A 16,438-nucleotide genomic window follows, 5' to 3' on the forward strand; every position below is an offset into this window, starting at 1 on the left:
GGACAAAATTCCCCCAGGTGCGTCTTTTTGCCGAGTAATCCCGTTTCTATTGATCAGGCGGCTTCCGCGTGATTGCATGGGGATTCGGGAGGCACGGCGATTTGGGCGTTCAATTCTTAGCGACGGAACATTTTATTAGGTCCGTCGCCTATAACTTAGGTGTGTTGGGTCGGCAGGGGCTGTCCCGGCACGGATTGGAGATGTGATAATGACCAAGGCTGGCGGCAACGACTCCAAGAGTACGCTGTACTGCTCCTTCTGCGGCAAGAGCCAGCACGAGGTTCGCAAGCTGATCGCTGGCCCGACGGTTTTCATCTGCGATGAATGCGTCGAGCTGTGCATGGACATCATCCGCGAGGAGTCGAAATCGTCTCTCGTGAAGTCCCGCGACGGGGTGCCGACCCCGAAGGAAATCAGCCGCGTTCTGGATGACTACGTGATCGGACAGGAGCACGCCAAGAAGGTGCTCTCGGTGGCGGTCCACAACCATTACAAGCGTCTCGCCCACGCGACGAAGCACAACGACGTCGAACTGGCCAAGTCGAACATTCTGCTGATCGGTCCCACCGGCTCGGGCAAGACCCTGCTCGCGCAGACCCTGGCCCGGATCCTGGACGTGCCCTTCACCATGGCGGACGCGACGACCCTGACCGAGGCAGGCTATGTCGGCGAGGACGTGGAAAACATCATCCTCAAGTTGCTCCAGGCCTCCGACTACAACGTGGAGAGGGCCCAGCGCGGCATCGTCTATATCGACGAGATCGACAAGATCTCCCGCAAGTCCGACAACCCGTCCATCACCCGCGACGTGTCGGGCGAGGGCGTGCAGCAGGCCCTCCTGAAGATCATGGAAGGCACCGTCGCCTCCGTGCCTCCACAGGGCGGCCGCAAGCATCCGCAGCAGGAGTTCCTGCAGGTCGACACCACGAACATCCTATTCATCTGCGGCGGCGCCTTCGCTGGTCTGGAGCGGATCATCGCCGGCCGCGGCAAGGGTACCTCCATCGGCTTCGGCGCCAGCGTGAGTTCGCCCGACGATCGCCGGACGGGCGAGATCTTCCGCGAGGTCGAGCCTGAGGATCTGTTGAAGTTCGGCCTCATCCCCGAGTTCGTCGGCCGTCTTCCGGTTCTAGCGACGCTGGAAGACCTCGATGTCGATGCCCTGAAGACCATTCTGCAGGAGCCGAAGAATGCCCTGGTGAAGCAGTACCAGCGCCTCTTCGAGATGGAGAACGTGCAGCTGACGTTCCAGGACGAGGCTCTGACCCTTATCGCCAAAAAGGCGATCGAGCGGAAGACGGGTGCCCGCGGTCTGCGCTCCATCATGGAAGGCATCCTGCTGGAGACCATGTACGACCTGCCGGGTCTCGATTCCGTCGAGCAGGTGGTGATCGGGCCCGAGGTGGTGGAGGGCAAGGCCAAGCCGCTCTTCATCCACGGCGAGCGCAACGATCAGGCCGCCAGCGCCAGCGCCTGAGGCTACCGGGGCTTAGCCATGACACGAAGCGTTGCGGGCAATCTTCTTGAAACGCTAAGCCCGCAACGCCACATTATCTCTTGCGCCGGGGCTGTCCGCTCAATCGAGGGAAAGGCCCGGCGTACCGGATGCAGCCCATAACAAAAGCCTGAGCATTCCGGTTATTCGTCTGGCATCCAGCTCATTCGAGGGGGTCGTCGGACGCAGTGAAAAGGATACCGTCTCATGACACAATCGAAGCCACGTCAGCCTGTCGTTCCAGGCTCGACCGGAACCTATGCGGTTCTGCCTCTGCGCGACATTGTTGTCTTTCCACATATGATCGTGCCGCTCTTCGTCGGCCGTGAAAAGTCGATCCGCGCGCTTGAGGAAGTGGTCAAGGGGGACCGTCACATTCTTCTGGCCACCCAGATCGATGCGACGGATGACGATCCGTCGACGGATGCGATCTACAAGGTCGGCACCCTGGCCAACGTCCTGCAACTGCTGAAGCTGCCCGACGGCACCGTGAAGGTGCTGGTCGAAGGCGCGAGCCGGGCGCAGGTGAAGGCCTATACCCGCACGGATGAATATTACGAAGCCGAAGCCGAGGCGCTTCCGGATTCGCTCGGCGATCAGGTGGAGGCCGAGGCGCTCGCCCGCTCCGTCGTGTCCGAGTTCGAGAACTACGTGAAGCTGAACAAGAAGGTGTCGCCGGAGGTCGTGACCGCCGTGACCCAGATCGACGAGCCCGCGAAGCTCGCCGACACCATCGCTTCGCATCTGGCCATCAAGATCGCCGACAAGCAGGCGATTCTCGAAACGCCCACCGTCGCCCAGCGCCTTGAGAAGGTGCTCGGCATGATGGAAAGCGAGATTTCCGTTCTCCAGGTGGAGAAGCGGATCCGTACCCGCGTGAAACGTCAGATGGAAAAGACGCAGCGTGAGTACTACCTCAACGAGCAGATGAAGGCGATCCAGAAGGAGCTCGGCGACGATGAAGGTCGCGACGAGCTGGCCGAGCTCGAAGAGAAGATCGAGAAGACCAAGTTCACGAAGGAAGCCCGCGAAAAGGCGCTCGGCGAGCTGAAGAAGCTGCGCCAGATGTCGCCGATGTCGGCGGAAGCGACCGTCGTGCGCAACTATCTCGACTGGCTGCTCGGCATTCCGTGGAACCGCCGCTCGAAGATGAAGAAGGACCTCAAGGCCGCCCAGGATCTGCTCGATGCGGATCACTACGGCCTCGACAAGGTCAAGGAACGCATCGTCGAGTACCTGGCCGTGCAGCAGCGCGCCAACAAGCTCACGGGTCCGATCCTGTGCCTTGTCGGCCCTCCCGGCGTGGGTAAGACCTCGCTCGGCAAGTCGATCGCCAAGGCCACAGGGCGCGAGTTCGTGCGCATGTCGCTCGGCGGCGTTCGCGACGAGTCCGAGATCCGCGGTCACCGCCGGACCTATATCGGTTCGATGCCCGGCAAGATCATCCAGTCGATGCGCAAGGCCAAGAGGTCCAATCCGCTCATCCTGCTCGACGAGATCGACAAGATGGGTATGGACTTCCGCGGCGACCCGTCGGCGGCTTTGCTCGAGGTTCTCGACCCTGAGCAGAACAACACGTTCAACGACCATTACCTGGAAGTCGATTACGACCTCTCCAACGTGATGTTCGTGACGACGGCGAACACGCTGAACATCCCGGGTCCGCTCCTCGACCGTATGGAAGTGATCCGCATTGCGGGTTACACCGAGGAAGAGAAGGCGGAGATCGCCCGTACCCACCTGATCCCGTCGTCCATGCAGAAGCACGGCCTTCAGGAGAAGGAGTGGAAGATCGGCGACGAGGCTCTGCTCATGCTGATCCGCCGCTACACCCGCGAGGCGGGCGTGCGTAACCTGGAGCGAGAGATCGCCAACCTCATCCGCAAGGCCGTGAAGGAGATCCTGATCTCCAAGGTCAAGACGGTTGAGGTCACGACCGACAACCTGCCCGAGTTCCTCGGACCGCCGCGCTATCGCTACGGCGAGGCCGAGACGGAGGATATGGTCGGCGCCGTCACGGGTCTGGCCTGGACCGAGGTCGGTGGCGAGCTGCTCACCATCGAAGGCATCATGATGCCGGGCAAGGGCAAGATGACCGTCACGGGTAACCTGCGTGACGTCATGAAGGAATCGATCTCGGCTGCGGCGTCCTATGTCCGCTCCCGCGCTCTCGATTTCGGCGTCGAGCCGCCCATGTTCGACCGCCGCGACATCCACGTGCACGTGCCGGAAGGTGCGACGCCCAAGGACGGTCCGTCGGCCGGTATCGCCATGGCGACCGCCATCGTCTCCGTCATCACGGGTATCCCGGTTCGCCGCGATATCGCCATGACGGGCGAGGTGACGCTGCGGGGCAGGGTGCTTCCCATTGGTGGTCTGAAGGAGAAGCTCTTGGCGGCCCTGCGTGGTGGCATCAAGAAAGTGCTGATTCCGGAAGAGAACGCCAAGGATCTGGCCGACATCCCGGCCAGCGTGAAGAACGGCCTGGAAATCGTGCCGGTCTCCATGATGGATCAGGTTCTCCAGCATGCCCTCGTGCGCATGCCGGAGCGGATCGAGTGGGATGAGGCGTCGGAGCTCAAGAGTCACAAGCCGGGTGTCGAAGACGACTCGGCCGGGGTGATCGCTCACTAAAGCCGAGCTTCTTACGTTACGAGAGAGGCCCCTGGACTCCTGTCCATGGGCCTCTTTTTTGATGAAAAGTGCAAAAAAACGGCTGATTTCAGCCACTTCGGGGCTTGCGTAAGGACAAGCTTTGCGCCAAACGGGTTGTCCCTGAAACGGTGGACCATTTCCTTTGCGACCGCCGTGATCACTGGAGGATATGACTATGAATAAAGGCGAGCTCGTTGCGGCCGTCGCCGATAAGGTGGGCCTTTCGCGTGGCCAGGCTGGTGACGCGATCGACGCCGCCATCGAGGCGATCACCGGCGCTCTGAAGAAGGGCGACGAGGTGAAGATCGTCGGTTTCGGCACGTTCGTTGTGACCAACCGCGCTGCTGGCGAGGCGCGCAACCCGCGCACTGGTGAGAAGGTCAAGGTTCCGGCCTCGAAGACCCCGAAGTTCCGCGCCGGCGCGGGCCTGAAGGACGCCGTCAACGCGAAGTAATCGCTTTTTGAGCGATGTTCGTTCGTAAAGAAGGCCGACGACGCTTGCGTTGTTGGCCTTCTCTTTTTATGTCAGGCCCATCGGGCGGTTAGCTCAGTTGGTAGAGCTTCGGTTTTACACACCGCAGGTCGGGGGTTCGAGTCCCTCACCGCCCACCATCCCCCTTTCATCGTCCTGTGCCGGCACCGAAGGCCCTGCCGCCCGTTCCAACCATGAGTTGGAACGTCGCACCTCGCGCGATGAAACATTCCGGCCTGGATTGGGTTGGGGAATGATCCCTCCAAGGATTGCTCCTGAGACCTAACTCGCCCCAGTCTCGACTGGGGCGGGTATTTTATCTGGACGTCAAATTGCGTCTTCCGGGGCGGCGTTACGAGCGGTTTCCCTGCGAAAGTGCATTTCAGGGGTTGCGAACCGGGAACGCCGGAGCTAATTGACACAAGCCGTTCAAGGCGTCGGAGCGTAGCGCAGCCCGGTTAGCGCACTAGTCTGGGGGACTAGGGGTCGGAGGTTCAAATCCTCTCGCTCCGACCATTGAATGTCTTGAGCCGCCAAGGCTCCCGCAGCCGGCCGAGAGGCCGGCTTTTTGTTGTCCGGGATCGTGGGGCTGACACTGGCCCGCTATCCCGGAACTGTGGGTCCGCAGGCTACGATGCGCTCGCTTGCCGGCGCCAAGCGTCGAGATCGTCCAAAGACAGGTTGGAGCCACAGAGCACGAGGCCGATCACGCTGTCGTCCGGCAGCGTCGGAATGATCGCCTTGGCTGCGGTCAGGACACAGGCGGCGGCAGGCTCGCAGAGCAGCTTTTCCGTCTGGAGGAGCCAGCTTACATCGGCGATGACCGGCTCGTCTTCTACGAGCAGGATCTCTTTGAGAAAGAGCTTCGCGGCCGCAAGGGTTCTGTGGGTGGCGAAGGGCGCCGCAAGGGTTCGTGCGATGGAGATCGGACGGATCGTCACCGGCTCCTCCGCCTTGAGTGCCTCCGTCATGGTCTGTGCGCCTGCGGGCTCCACGCCATAGACGGTGAGCGATGGCCGATTTGCCTTGAGGGCTGCTGCCACGCCGGACATGAAACCGCCGCCGCCGATCGAGACGAACACGTGAGTGAGGTCGGGTATGTCTTCGATGAATTCGAGGCCGAGCGTGCCGTGGCCTGCGATGATGGCGGGATCGTCATAGGGATGCACGAAGAGCCGGCCCTGACGCTGATAATCCTCGGCCTTGGCGAAGGCTTCCGCTGCATCGTCGCAAAGCTCGACGCGGGCGCCGAATTTCTCGGTCAGGTCGATGTTGAACCGGGCTGCTGTCTTGGGCATCAGAACGAGGGCATCGAGGCCGAGCGTTCCCGCAACCCTCGCGACGGCAATGGCGTGGTTCCCGCCCGAGACCGTGACGAGACCGCGCCTGCGCTCGTCCTCGCTCAGGGTCAGAACCTTGTTGAAGACGCCCCTGACCTTGAAGGAGCCTGCCAGCTGCAGCGCCTCCATCTTCAACGCGGTACGCCGTCCAAGCCGCGCCGACACGTCGGCGCTCTCATAGGCAGGAGTACGTCTGACACGCCCGGCGATGCGGCTGCGGGCAGCTTCGATGTCAGCGAGCGTTACGTCAAAGGCGGTCATGAAGGTGTCCGTTCAACAAGGGCGATACATTCGACTTCGAGGAGCATCCCGCCGGGAAGCCGGCCGATCTCGACGGTCGAGCGCGCAGGGTAGGGTGATTTGAAAACGGAGGCGTAAACCTCGTTCATGCTGGAGAAGTCGTCGAGGCTGGTCAGGAAAACCGTGGTCTTGACCACTTGCTCCAGGGACGATCCGGCTTCGCGAAGAATGGCGGCGATGTTGTCGAAGACCTGCTTGGTCTGAGCTTTGATATCGCCGTGCCCCACGAGGCTGCCCCTCGGATCGAGAGGCAATTGGCCCGAGACAAACAGCAGGTCTCCGGCGCGGATGGCCTGGGAGTATGGGCCTGCTGGCGGGGCGGCGTCTGAGGTTTGAATTGCTGAACGGGTCATGGCGGGCGGCCCGATCATGCGAGCGCTGCCGTTACCGAGTCAACGGGCGTGGGACGAAATAAGCGCCGATAAATCCAGCTTGACCGCAGGCTCAACAGGATCGGATGCTTGGCGCTTGTATTGAGGAGCTGTGTACGATGTCGATGTCCACTCGCGAGATGCTCACGCGCCTGATTGCCTTCCCGAGCGTTTCGACCAACAGCAATCTCGATATCATTGGTTTCTGCCGCGACTGGCTGAACAGCCATGGCGTCGAAAGCCATCTCGTCATGAGCCCGGAAGGAGACAAGGCCAACCTCTATGCCACCATCGGCCCGCGCGTCGAAGGCGGGACTGTTCTGTCTGGCCACACGGATGTGGTGCCGGTGGACGGACAAAACTGGTCCATGGATCCCTGGACGCTCACGGAGAAAGACGGCCGCCTCTACGGTCGCGGCACGACCGACATGAAAGGTTTCGACGCTCTCGTTCTGGCGCTGGTACCCGAGATGGTGCGTGCACCGCTCAAGCGGCCGATTCATATCGCCCTTTCCTATGACGAGGAGATCGCCTGCCGCGGCGCGCCGTTCCTGGTGGAGGCGATGGCAAAGTCCATTCCGGCGCCTTCTGCGGTGATCGTCGGCGAGCCCACCCGTCATGCGGTGGTGACGGGGCACAAGGCGTCCGTGCAGCTGCGCACCCACGTGACGGGATATGCCGTCCATTCCAGCCGGATCGACCAGGGCGTGAGCGCCGTCATGAACGCGGCGCGGCTGATCGCCTGGCAGGAGGACGTCATGGAGGAAAACCGGAAGCGGGTCGATCCGCAGAACCCGTTCGAGCCGCCCTACACGACGCTGCATTGCGGCATGATGGCAGGCGGCAACGCCGCCAACGTGGTCGCGTCCTCCGCATGGTTCTTCACCGACATCCGGGCGATCCCGACGGAGAGCCCCATGGACTATCTCGCCCGCTACGAGGCCTATATCCGCGAGGTCGTCGAACCCCGAATGAAGGCTATCGCGCCTGAGACGGGCGTTGCCGTCGAACTCATCGCCGAGGTGCCGGGCCTCAGGCCGGAGACGGATGGGGCGGCGGAACGCCTGATGCGCCGCATCACCGGCGACAATGGCACCCATGTGGTGTCCTACGGGACGGAAGCGGGCCTGTTCCAGCGGGTCGGCTGGTCGACTGTGGTCTGCGGTCCCGGCGACATCGCCCAGGCCCACCAGCCGGACGAGTACATCGAGATCAGCGAGTTCGAGGCCGGCGAGGCGGTGCTGCGCCGTCTGATAGGGGATCTCTGTGCCTAATTGCTGAGCAAGATGGTCCAAGTCGGGGCTAGACCATCGGCCACTTTCCTGCCTAACTTCATGCCCGGCGGAAGAAACAACGGTTCATTCCGGTCTTCCGACAAGAAGAACATCGCGCAAAGACGCGGGACCTCCAGAGGAGAAAGACACAAGATGACGATCCGTTCGAAGTTTCTCGTGGGCACCATTGCGGCCCTCATGGCCGGCGTAGCCGTCCCGGCGATGGCCGTGACCTTGCGGTATGCCAACCAGGGCGACCTGAAGTCGCTCGATCCCTATACCCTCAACGAGACCACCACCATTGCGCATCACGGGCATGTCTACGAGGGCCTGACGAAGCGCGGCAAGGATCTGGCGATCGAGCCGGGCCTGGCTGAGCGCTGGGAGATCAGCGAAGACGGCATGACGTGGCGTCTGTTCCTGCGCAAGAACGTGAAGTTCCACAACGGCAATCCCTTCAATGCCGACGACGTGATCTTCTCGGCGAGCCGCGTCCGCGCGCAGGGCTCGAACTTCCAGACCCGCGTTCCCAGCGGCTCGGAATGGGTGAAGGTGGACGATTACACGGTCGACGTGAAGCTGAAGTCGCCGAACCCGATCATGAATGCCCAGTGGGATACTTGGTACATCATGGACAAGGAGTGGTCGGAGGCGAACAACAGCGTTGCGCCGACGCCGGCCGCGGCAACGACGCCGAGCTTTGCGTCTCTGAACGCCAACGGCACCGGCCCGTTCAAGATCGAAAGCCACCAGCCCGGCGTGAAGACCGTCTTCAAGCCGAACAAGGATTGGTGGGGCAAGGTCGAGCACAATCTCGACGAGATCGTGTTCACGCCGATCGCATCCGATGCCACCCGCGTCGCTGCGCTGCTCTCGGGCGAGGTGGACGTGATCGAGCCGGTTCCGCTGCAGGACGTGCAGCGCGTTAACGGTACGGCGAACGCGAAGGTGCAGGCAGGCCCAGAACTCCGCACCATCTTCCTCGGCTTCGACCAGACCCGCGACGAGCTTCTGTTCTCGAACGTGAAGGGCAAGAACCCGTTCAAGGACAAGCGCGTGCGCGAGGCCTTCTACAAGGCCATCGATATCGAGACGATCAAGTCCCGCGTCATGCGCGGCATGTCGACGCCGTCCGCGCTCATGATCGCACCACAACTCTTCACCCACTCGAAGGATTTCGTGCGTCCGAAATACGACGTCGAGGGCGCCAAGAAGCTCCTGGCCGATGCCGGTTACCCGAACGGTTTTGAAATCGGCATGGATTGCCCGAACGACCGCTACGTCAATGACGAGGCGATCTGCCAAGCCGTCGTCGGCATGCTGGCCCGCGCCGGCGTCAAGGTGAACCTGATGGCCCAGCCGAAGGCGCAGTATTTCGGCAAGGTGCTGAAGTCGGGCAATTACAACACCTCGTTCTACCTGCTGGGCTGGACGCCGGGCACCTTCGACAGCCACAACGTGCTGTTCGACATCGAAGGCTGCCGCAACGATCCGAATTCCTCGCGGGGCGAGTCCAACCTCGGCAACTTCTGCAACAAGCAGCATGACGAGTTGACCGACAAGATCCTGGTCGAAAGCAACAAGGAGAAGCGCGACCAGATGATCAAGCAGGCCTTCCAGATCACCTTCGACGAATACGGCTATATCCCGCTGCATCAGCAGGCTCTCGCCTGGGGTGTGTCGAACAAGGTGACGATGGTCCAGCGCGCCGACAATCAGGTGCTGTTCTACTGGGCGCAGAAGAAGGAATAGTCCGCGTCTGATCGCTCGTCCCGGACAGCGATGAGCTGTCCGGGACGATTCTTTCGAAGGTTCCGGGTAGAAGTTTTGTCCGGGACGCAGCGATCAAGAGATTGTATATGTTCGCTTTCATCATCCGGCGTGCCCTCCAGGCCATCGGCGTTCTTCTGGCCGTCGGAATTATTTCGTTCGCGATGTTTCGCTTTGCCGGCGATCCGGTGAACCAGATCGTCTCCCTCGATACCCCCGCCGCGGAACGGGAGCAGGTCCGCCGCTCTCTCGGGCTCGACGATCCGGTGCCGGTGCAGTTCCTGCGCTATCTCACCAGCGCGGCCCAGGGCAATTTTGGCGTGTCCTATCAGTTCCGGCAGCCGGTCTCGGATCTCCTGGCCGAGCGCATGCCGGCAACTCTGGAGCTGGCCCTGTGCGCCACGTTGTTCGCCACCGGTTTCGGCGTGCTGATGGGCGTCTATTCGGGACTGAAACGAGACAGCTTCCTGGCGAAGGTGTTCCAGACCATTTCGCTGATCGGCATCTCGCTCCCGACCTTCCTGATCGGCATTCTGCTGATCTATCTCTTCTCCGTGACCCTCGGATGGCTGCCGTCGTTCGGGCGCGGCGACACTGTCCGACTCGGCTGGTGGACGACCGGTCTTCTCACGCTGTCGGGCCTGAAGGCGCTGATCATGCCCTCTATCACGCTGGGCCTGTTCCAGATGACGCTGATCATGCGCATCGTTCGGGCCGAGATGCTGGAGGTGCTTCGCACCGACTACATCAAGTTCGCACGGGCGAGGGGGCTTACCACCCGCGCCATTCATTTCGGACACGCGCTCAAGAACACGCTGGTGCCGGTCATCACCATCGTTGGCCTGCAATTCGGCTCGGTGATCGCGTTCGCGATCATCACGGAGACCGTGTTCCAGTGGCCGGGCATGGGCCTGCTGTTCGTCCAGGCCGTACAGAACGTCGATATCCCGATCATGGCCGCCTACCTCATGCTGGTGGCGCTGATCTTCGTGGCGATCAACCTCGCCGTCGACATCCTCTACACCATCGTCGATCCTCGCCTGAGGACCACGATCCGGCAACCGGCCTGAGGAGGCGACCATGGCGGAAGCAATTCAAGCGGCGCCCGCGCCTCAGTCCCAACAGACGACCTGGATCGGCCGTTTTTTCGACAGCGATATCTGGGCGAGCTTCAAGCGTTCCAAGCTGACGATGGCGGCCGCCTTCGTGACGGTCCTGTTCATGGCGTCGGCCGTCCTCGCCGGCCTTCTGTCGCCCCAGGATCCCTTCGATCCCGCACAGCTCGAGCTGATGAACAGCCGGCTCCCGCCGATCTGGAGCGCGGAAGGACAGATGCCCTTCATGCTCGGCACGGACGAACAGGGCCGCGACATCTTCTCGGCCATTCTCTACGGTCTGCGGATCTCGCTCGCCGTCGGCTTCCTTGGCGTTGCTTTCTCGGCGACGCTCGGTATCGCGCTCGGCCTGATCGCCGGCTATGTGGGCGGTACCACGGATGCGGTCATCATGCGCATCGCCGATGTGCAGCTGACCTTCCCGGCCATCCTAATCGCCCTTCTCGTCGACGGCGTGGTGAAGTCGGTGCTCGGCGGCCAGCTCGACGGCGTGACGACGCTCTCGGTGCTGGTCTTCTCCATCGGCCTGAGCTTCTGGGTGCAATATGCCCGCACCGTGCGTGGTTCGGTGATGGTGGAGAAGAACAAGGACTACATCGCCGCCGCGCGGCTCATCGGCCTGCCGGCGCCTGTCATCATGTTCCGGCACGTCCTGCCCAATGTGCTGGGTCCGGTGCTGGTCATCGCCACCATCAACCTTGCGCTCGCGATCATCACCGAGGCGACCCTGTCCTTCCTCGGCACCGGCATGCCGGAAACCATGCCGTCGCTCGGTACCCTCATCCGCATCGGCAACAACTACCTGTTCTCCGGCGAATGGTGGATTGTGGCCTTCCCCGGCATCGCTCTGGCGCTTCTCGTGCTTGCCATCAACCTCCTGGGCGATTGGCTGCGAGATGCACTCAATCCGAAGCTGCGATGAGAGAGGGAGCATCCATGGTTCAACCGGTCCTCTCCGTCCGCGATCTGCGCGTCGAGTTCGTCACCCGGCGCGGTATCCTGAAAGCCATTGACGGCATCTCCTTCGACATCGGCAAGGGCGAGGTGCTCGGCGTCGTCGGTGAATCCGGCGCCGGCAAGTCGGTGACGGGTTCCGCCGTCATCGGGCTCATCGATCCGCCGGGGCGCATCGCCGGCGGCGAGATTCGGCTTTCCGGCATGCGCATCGATAACCTGCCGCCGGAAGAGATGCGCAAGGTGCGCGGCAAGCGCATCGGCATGATCTTCCAGGATCCGCTCACCAGCCTCAACCCGCTCTACCGGGTCAGCGAGCAGCTGATCGAGACCATCCGCACGCACACGAACCTTAATGCCGCGGCGGCGAGGAAACGCGCCATCGATCTTCTGGCTGAGGTCGGCATCCCGGCGCCGGACAAGCGGATCGACAGTTATCCGCACGAGTTCTCGGGCGGCATGCGTCAGCGCGTCGTGATCGCGCTCGCCCTTTGCGCGGAGCCCGAACTCATCATTGCCGACGAGCCGACGACCGCTCTCGATGTGTCGGTTCAGGCGCAGATCATCGCACTTCTGAAGCGGCTCGGACGCGAACATGGCACGGCCATCATGCTGGTCACGCACGATATGGGCGTGATCGCGGAAACCGCGGATCGCGTGGCCGTCATGTATGCCGGCCGCATTGCGGAGATCGGGCCGGTGCGTGAGGTGGTGCAGAATCCTCTGCATCCCTATGCCAAGGGCCTGATGGGGGCCATTCCGTCGCTTGAGAACGATACGGATCGCCTCGTGCAGATCCCAGGCTCTATGCCACGCCTCTCGGCTATTCCGCCCGGATGTGCCTTCAATCCGCGCTGCCCTTATGTGTTCGACCGCTGCCGGGTCGAGCGGCCCGAGCCCATCCAGCACAGCGAGCATCGCGTCGCCTGCCATCTCTACGATCAATCTTCCGTCCGGTCGGAGGCCGTCGCGTGACCGAGAAAACTTACGTCGAAGTCAAAGACCTCCGCCGCGTGTTCGACGTCTCCAAGCCCTGGCTCAACCGGGTGCTGGAGGGAGGCGAGAAACAGTACCTGAAGGCCGTCGACGGCGTCTCCTTCACCATCGCCAAGGGCGAGACGTTTGCGCTCGTTGGTGAATCCGGCTCCGGCAAATCGACGGTGGCACGGATGGTGGTGGGTCTTCTGCCGCCCTCGGGCGGCGAGGTGTTGATCGACGGCATCTCCATGTCGAGCCGCGCCGCTTCCGTCGAACGCCAGCGCCTGCGTCGCCGCATCCAGATGATCTTCCAGGATCCCTATGCCAGCCTCAATCCGCGCTGGCAGGTGGATCGCATTGTGGCGGAGCCGATCCGGGCGTTTCGCCTGATCGAAAGCGAGAAGGACATCGCCGACAGAGTCGGGGAGTTGCTGTCGCTGGTCGGTCTGCACCCGGCGGACGGCAAGAAATACCCACACGAATTCTCAGGCGGTCAGCGACAGCGCATCGCCATCGCCCGCGCGCTCGCCTCCGATGCTGAGTTCATCGTCTGCGACGAGCCGACCTCGGCGCTGGACGTGTCCGTGCAGGCGCAGATCCTGAACCTCATGCGCGATCTGCAGGATCGTCTGGGGCTGACCTATCTGTTCATCAGCCACAACCTTGCCGTGGTGCGCCACATGGCGAGCCGCATCGGCGTCATGTATCTCGGCCGCATCGTCGAGATCTCCAACGGCCGCGAGCTCTTCGCCCATCCGAAGCATCCCTATACCCGGATGCTTCTCGATGCGGTGCCGGACGTGGGCATGACCGGGCGCCAGCGCATTCCCGTGCAGGGCGAGATTCCGAACCCGATCAATCCGCCCTCCGGTTGCACCTTCAACCCGCGCTGCCCCTTCGCCAACGACCGCTGCCGGACGGAAATTCCGCCGCTGCTGGCAGGCGTGGCCTGTCACGCGATCCATGAGGGGCGATTGGCTATCGACGCTGCGGCATAGGCGGCCGGGCCGCTCTCACGCAAATAGTTGACTCAGTCAACAATATGCGAAACTCTGCGCGGCAAGGAGGCGGCCATGTCTCATATGCCGGAATTGCCGACGGACGGGCAGATCGAGAAGGTCCGGAGCTTCAATCGCTTCTACACGCGCCATATCGGCCTTCTGAACGAGGGGTTGCTCGAAAGCGCGTTCTCACTGACCGAGGCGCGGGTTCTCTATGAACTGGCTCATCGCGGTCCGGTGACCGCGGCGGATCTGGGGCGGGAACTCGGTCTCGATGCCGGCTATCTCAGCCGCCTTTTGAAGAGGTTCGACGCTCAGGGACTGATCGAGCGCTCCCCGTCGCAAGATGACAGGCGCCAGTTTCTGCTCTCGCTCACCGATCAGGGGCACGCGGCCTTCGAGCCGCTGAACCAAGCCTCCGCGACGCAGGTCGCGGCCATGCTGCTCGCGCTCTCAGAGAGCGAGCGCGAGAGGCTGGTCCGAGCCATGGGCACGGTCGAGCGCCTCATCGGCGACGGCCAGGAGCCCGATCCTCCGTACATTCTGCGTCCGCATCAAGTCGGAGATATCGGCTGGATCGCGCATCGGCAGGGATTGCTTTACGCTCGGGAATACGGCTGGGACGAAAGCTTCGAGGCTCTGGTGGCGGAGATCGCCGCCGCCTTCGTCAAGAATTTCGATCCGCAATGGGAGCGCTGCTGGATCGCGGAGCGGGACGGGGAGGTGGTCGGCAGTGTGTTCGTTGTGCGCCATTCCGACGAGGTCGCGAAGCTCCGGCTGCTCTATGTGGAACCGTCCGCCAGGGGGCTCGGTCTCGGGCGTCGGCTCGTCGATGAATGTATCGGTTTCGCCAGAGCCAAGGGTTACAAGACGCTGACCCTATGGACCAATGATATCCTTGTGGCGGCCCGCAGCATCTATCAGGCGACCGGCTTCCGGTTGGTGAAGGAGGAGGCGCATCGCTCCTTCGGAAAGGATCTCGTCGGGCAGACCTGGGATCTCGACCTGTGAGACACCAGGAAGGGCTTGCCCTGGTGGCCGCGGCGGCGACCGGCATTCAGGTTGGCGCCGCCATGGTCGCCACGCGCTTCGTGGTCCACGACATCGGTCCGGCATCGCTGGCTTTCCTGCGCTATGCCATCGCCGTTCTGTGCCTGGTTCCGCCCTTGCTGATGAGCGCGCGCGTGCGGTTTGCGACACGCGACCTTCTCGTCGTCATGGCTCTCGGCATCGTGCAGTTCGGCGTTCTGATCGCGCTCCTGAATCTCAGCCTTCAATTCATCTTGTCAACTCGCGCGGCACTCCTGTTCGCAACGTTCCCGCTGATGACCATGATCATCGCGGCTTGTCTCGGACGCGAGCATCTGACCGGGGCGAAAGTCGCGGGAGTGGCTCTGACCGTCGTCGGCGTGGGAGCGGCCCTGGGCGAGCGGTTGGTCACTGAGAGTGGAACCGGCGAATGGCTGGGAGCGATTCTGGTGCTCGCCGCAGCCCTGTGCGGCGCCCTATGCTCGGTGCTGTACCGGCCTTATCTCGCCCGCTATCCGACTCTGCCCGTCGGCACGTGGGCCATGTTGGCGTCGGTCGTCGCCCTTGCTGCACCCGCAGGCATGGAGGGGCTTTTCACGGAGACCTCGCGCCTCGATCCATCGGGATGGCTGATCGTCCTGCTCATCGGCCTGTCGAGCGGGATCGGCTATGTGCTCTGGCTCTGGGCGCTCAAGCATACAACGCCGACACGGGTGACAGTTTTTCTCTCGTTGAGTCCGATTACGGCGGCCTTGCTCGGTGTTGCACTCCTTGGCGAACCATTCACGCCCGGCGTGTTATTAGGGCTCGGGGGCGTCGTTGCCGGACTTTGGCTTGCTACCAGAACGCCGGTTGCCTCGAGCGATAACGATGTCTGAAGCAGACGGCTCTGTAAGGCGAGCGAGGCTAGGCTCATATCTGATGCAAAGATATTGATGATGAAATTTCAGGCATTTCTTTAGAATAATTATAGATTATATGGTGTATCGAGCGATCTGTTTTCGAGTGGATGGTTCAATTTTCTTTGTATTTCTTGCGATTGAAGCTGGGCAATTAATAAGCTTTGCTTTCACGCGGATAGTCATCACAACCTTGTGTGATGAAATTGTGTTTGGGAAACGATCCTCAATGACGGCGTTTAGCCTCTGTCCTACGTGGCGATCAGCCATGTCTAGGTAAAGCACAGGAGGCCTATATGAAAAAATTCGCAATCTTTGCCGGTGCTGGATTCATGGTTCTCGGCGGCATGGGTGCCGCCATCGCGCAGCCATCTCCTATTTCCGGAACGCCGGGCTCTCTCTTCCCGGACGCGGCTCCGCACGAAATCCGGTACATCAATGGTGTACCTTGCCGGACCATTTATGACCACAGCTCCAAGCAGCGCATTCCGATCGCGTGTGCCGGCCAGGTCAGCGGTGTCGTGGCGCCTGTGGCTGGTGACGTCGTGACGACTGGTAGCATAGCCCCCGCTCCAGTAGGCCCGATGATGGGTGCTCCCGTCCCGATGGCTTCGCCCGATCCTTATGCGGCGCCGCATGAGATCCGCGTCATCAACGGCGTGCCCTGCCGCACCGTTTACGATCCGCAGTCCGGTGGTCGCATTCCGGTTGCCTGCGGGCGTTAAGGAAAGATCTCATCGACCACAAGACGCGGGCCATTTGGCCCGCGTCTTCTTTTCCCAATC

The 16,438-nt window shown here is 62.1% G+C and carries 14 protein-coding genes and 2 tRNA genes; 14 read left to right on the forward strand and 2 right to left on the reverse strand.

Annotated features, from left to right (window positions below):
* Window positions 1–208: 208 nt before the first annotated feature.
* From clpX to JO965_RS11185, 5 genes are all read left to right on the forward strand, one after another.
* Entirely contained in the window at window positions 209–1,477 is a 1,269-nt protein-coding gene (gene clpX, locus JO965_RS11165) for an ATP-dependent Clp protease ATP-binding subunit ClpX (protein ID WP_183450532.1), read from the forward strand.
* Between the two features lie 225 nt (window positions 1,478–1,702).
* On the forward strand, window positions 1,703–4,129 hold the full coding sequence (gene lon / locus JO965_RS11170; RefSeq protein WP_203443685.1) for an endopeptidase La: 2,427 nt from the start codon (window positions 1,703–1,705) through the stop codon (window positions 4,127–4,129).
* A 196-nt stretch (window positions 4,130–4,325) separates the two neighbouring features.
* Complete coding sequence (locus JO965_RS11175) at window positions 4,326–4,604, forward strand: HU family DNA-binding protein (RefSeq protein ID WP_009490969.1); 279 nt, start codon at window positions 4,326–4,328, stop codon at window positions 4,602–4,604.
* A gap of 82 nt (window positions 4,605–4,686) precedes the next feature.
* A tRNA-Val gene (locus JO965_RS11180) sits at window positions 4,687–4,762 on the forward strand.
* Window positions 4,763–5,060: 298 nt separating this feature from the next.
* Window positions 5,061–5,138, forward strand: a tRNA-Pro gene (locus JO965_RS11185).
* Window positions 5,139–5,251: 113 nt separating this feature from the next.
* Here JO965_RS11185 and JO965_RS11190 read toward each other — a convergent pair.
* Window positions 5,252–6,223 carry a threonine/serine dehydratase gene (locus JO965_RS11190; protein WP_203443686.1) on the reverse strand — a complete coding sequence of 324 codons (972 nt, stop codon included), beginning with the start codon at window positions 6,221–6,223 and terminating at the stop codon, window positions 5,252–5,254.
* Window positions 6,220–6,615: a RidA family protein gene (locus tag JO965_RS11195; protein WP_203443687.1), complete on the reverse strand. Its 396-nt coding sequence runs from the start codon at window positions 6,613–6,615 to the stop codon at window positions 6,220–6,222. The genes JO965_RS11190 and JO965_RS11195 overlap by 4 nt, the downstream gene beginning before the upstream one ends.
* A gap of 137 nt (window positions 6,616–6,752) precedes the next feature.
* Here JO965_RS11195 and argE point away from each other — a divergent pair, with 137 nt between their 5' ends.
* The 9 genes from argE (at window position 6,753) to JO965_RS11240 (ending at window position 16,378) form a co-directional block, all read left to right on the forward strand.
* Complete coding sequence (argE, locus tag JO965_RS11200; protein ID WP_203443688.1) at window positions 6,753–7,907, forward strand: acetylornithine deacetylase; 1,155 nt, start codon at window positions 6,753–6,755, stop codon at window positions 7,905–7,907.
* A gap of 198 nt (window positions 7,908–8,105) precedes the next feature.
* A complete protein-coding gene (locus JO965_RS11205) occupies window positions 8,106–9,659 on the forward strand; it encodes an ABC transporter substrate-binding protein (RefSeq protein ID WP_371826874.1) in 1,554 nt (517 codons plus the stop codon).
* Between the two features lie 107 nt (window positions 9,660–9,766).
* Window positions 9,767–10,747: an ABC transporter permease gene (locus tag JO965_RS11210; protein ID WP_203443690.1), complete on the forward strand. Its 981-nt coding sequence runs from the start codon at window positions 9,767–9,769 to the stop codon at window positions 10,745–10,747.
* A 10-nt stretch (window positions 10,748–10,757) separates the two neighbouring features.
* Entirely contained in the window at window positions 10,758–11,714 is a 957-nt protein-coding gene (locus JO965_RS11215; protein WP_203443691.1) for an ABC transporter permease, read from the forward strand.
* Window positions 11,715–11,728: 14 nt separating this feature from the next.
* A complete protein-coding gene (locus JO965_RS11220) occupies window positions 11,729–12,721 on the forward strand; it encodes an ABC transporter ATP-binding protein (protein ID WP_203443692.1) in 993 nt (330 codons plus the stop codon).
* Window positions 12,718–13,722 carry an ABC transporter ATP-binding protein gene (locus JO965_RS11225; protein ID WP_203443693.1) on the forward strand — a complete coding sequence of 335 codons (1,005 nt, stop codon included), beginning with the start codon at window positions 12,718–12,720 and terminating at the stop codon, window positions 13,720–13,722. The genes JO965_RS11220 and JO965_RS11225 overlap by 4 nt, the downstream gene beginning before the upstream one ends.
* A 75-nt stretch (window positions 13,723–13,797) precedes the next feature.
* Window positions 13,798–14,736, forward strand: coding sequence for a helix-turn-helix domain-containing GNAT family N-acetyltransferase (locus tag JO965_RS11230; protein ID WP_203443694.1), 939 nt, complete (start codon window positions 13,798–13,800; stop codon window positions 14,734–14,736).
* On the forward strand, window positions 14,733–15,632 hold the full coding sequence (locus JO965_RS11235; protein ID WP_246776815.1) for a DMT family transporter: 900 nt from the start codon (window positions 14,733–14,735) through the stop codon (window positions 15,630–15,632). Before JO965_RS11230 ends, JO965_RS11235 begins: the two co-directional genes overlap by 4 nt.
* A 317-nt stretch (window positions 15,633–15,949) precedes the next feature.
* Window positions 15,950–16,378, forward strand: coding sequence for a hypothetical protein (locus JO965_RS11240; RefSeq protein ID WP_203443695.1), 429 nt, complete (start codon window positions 15,950–15,952; stop codon window positions 16,376–16,378).
* The last annotated feature ends 60 nt before the right edge of the window (window positions 16,379–16,438 follow it).

Origin of the sequence: Microvirga sp. VF16 (assembly GCF_016864375.1) — a bacterium.
In the GTDB taxonomy this organism is placed as follows: Bacteria; Pseudomonadota; Alphaproteobacteria; order Rhizobiales; family Beijerinckiaceae; genus Microvirga.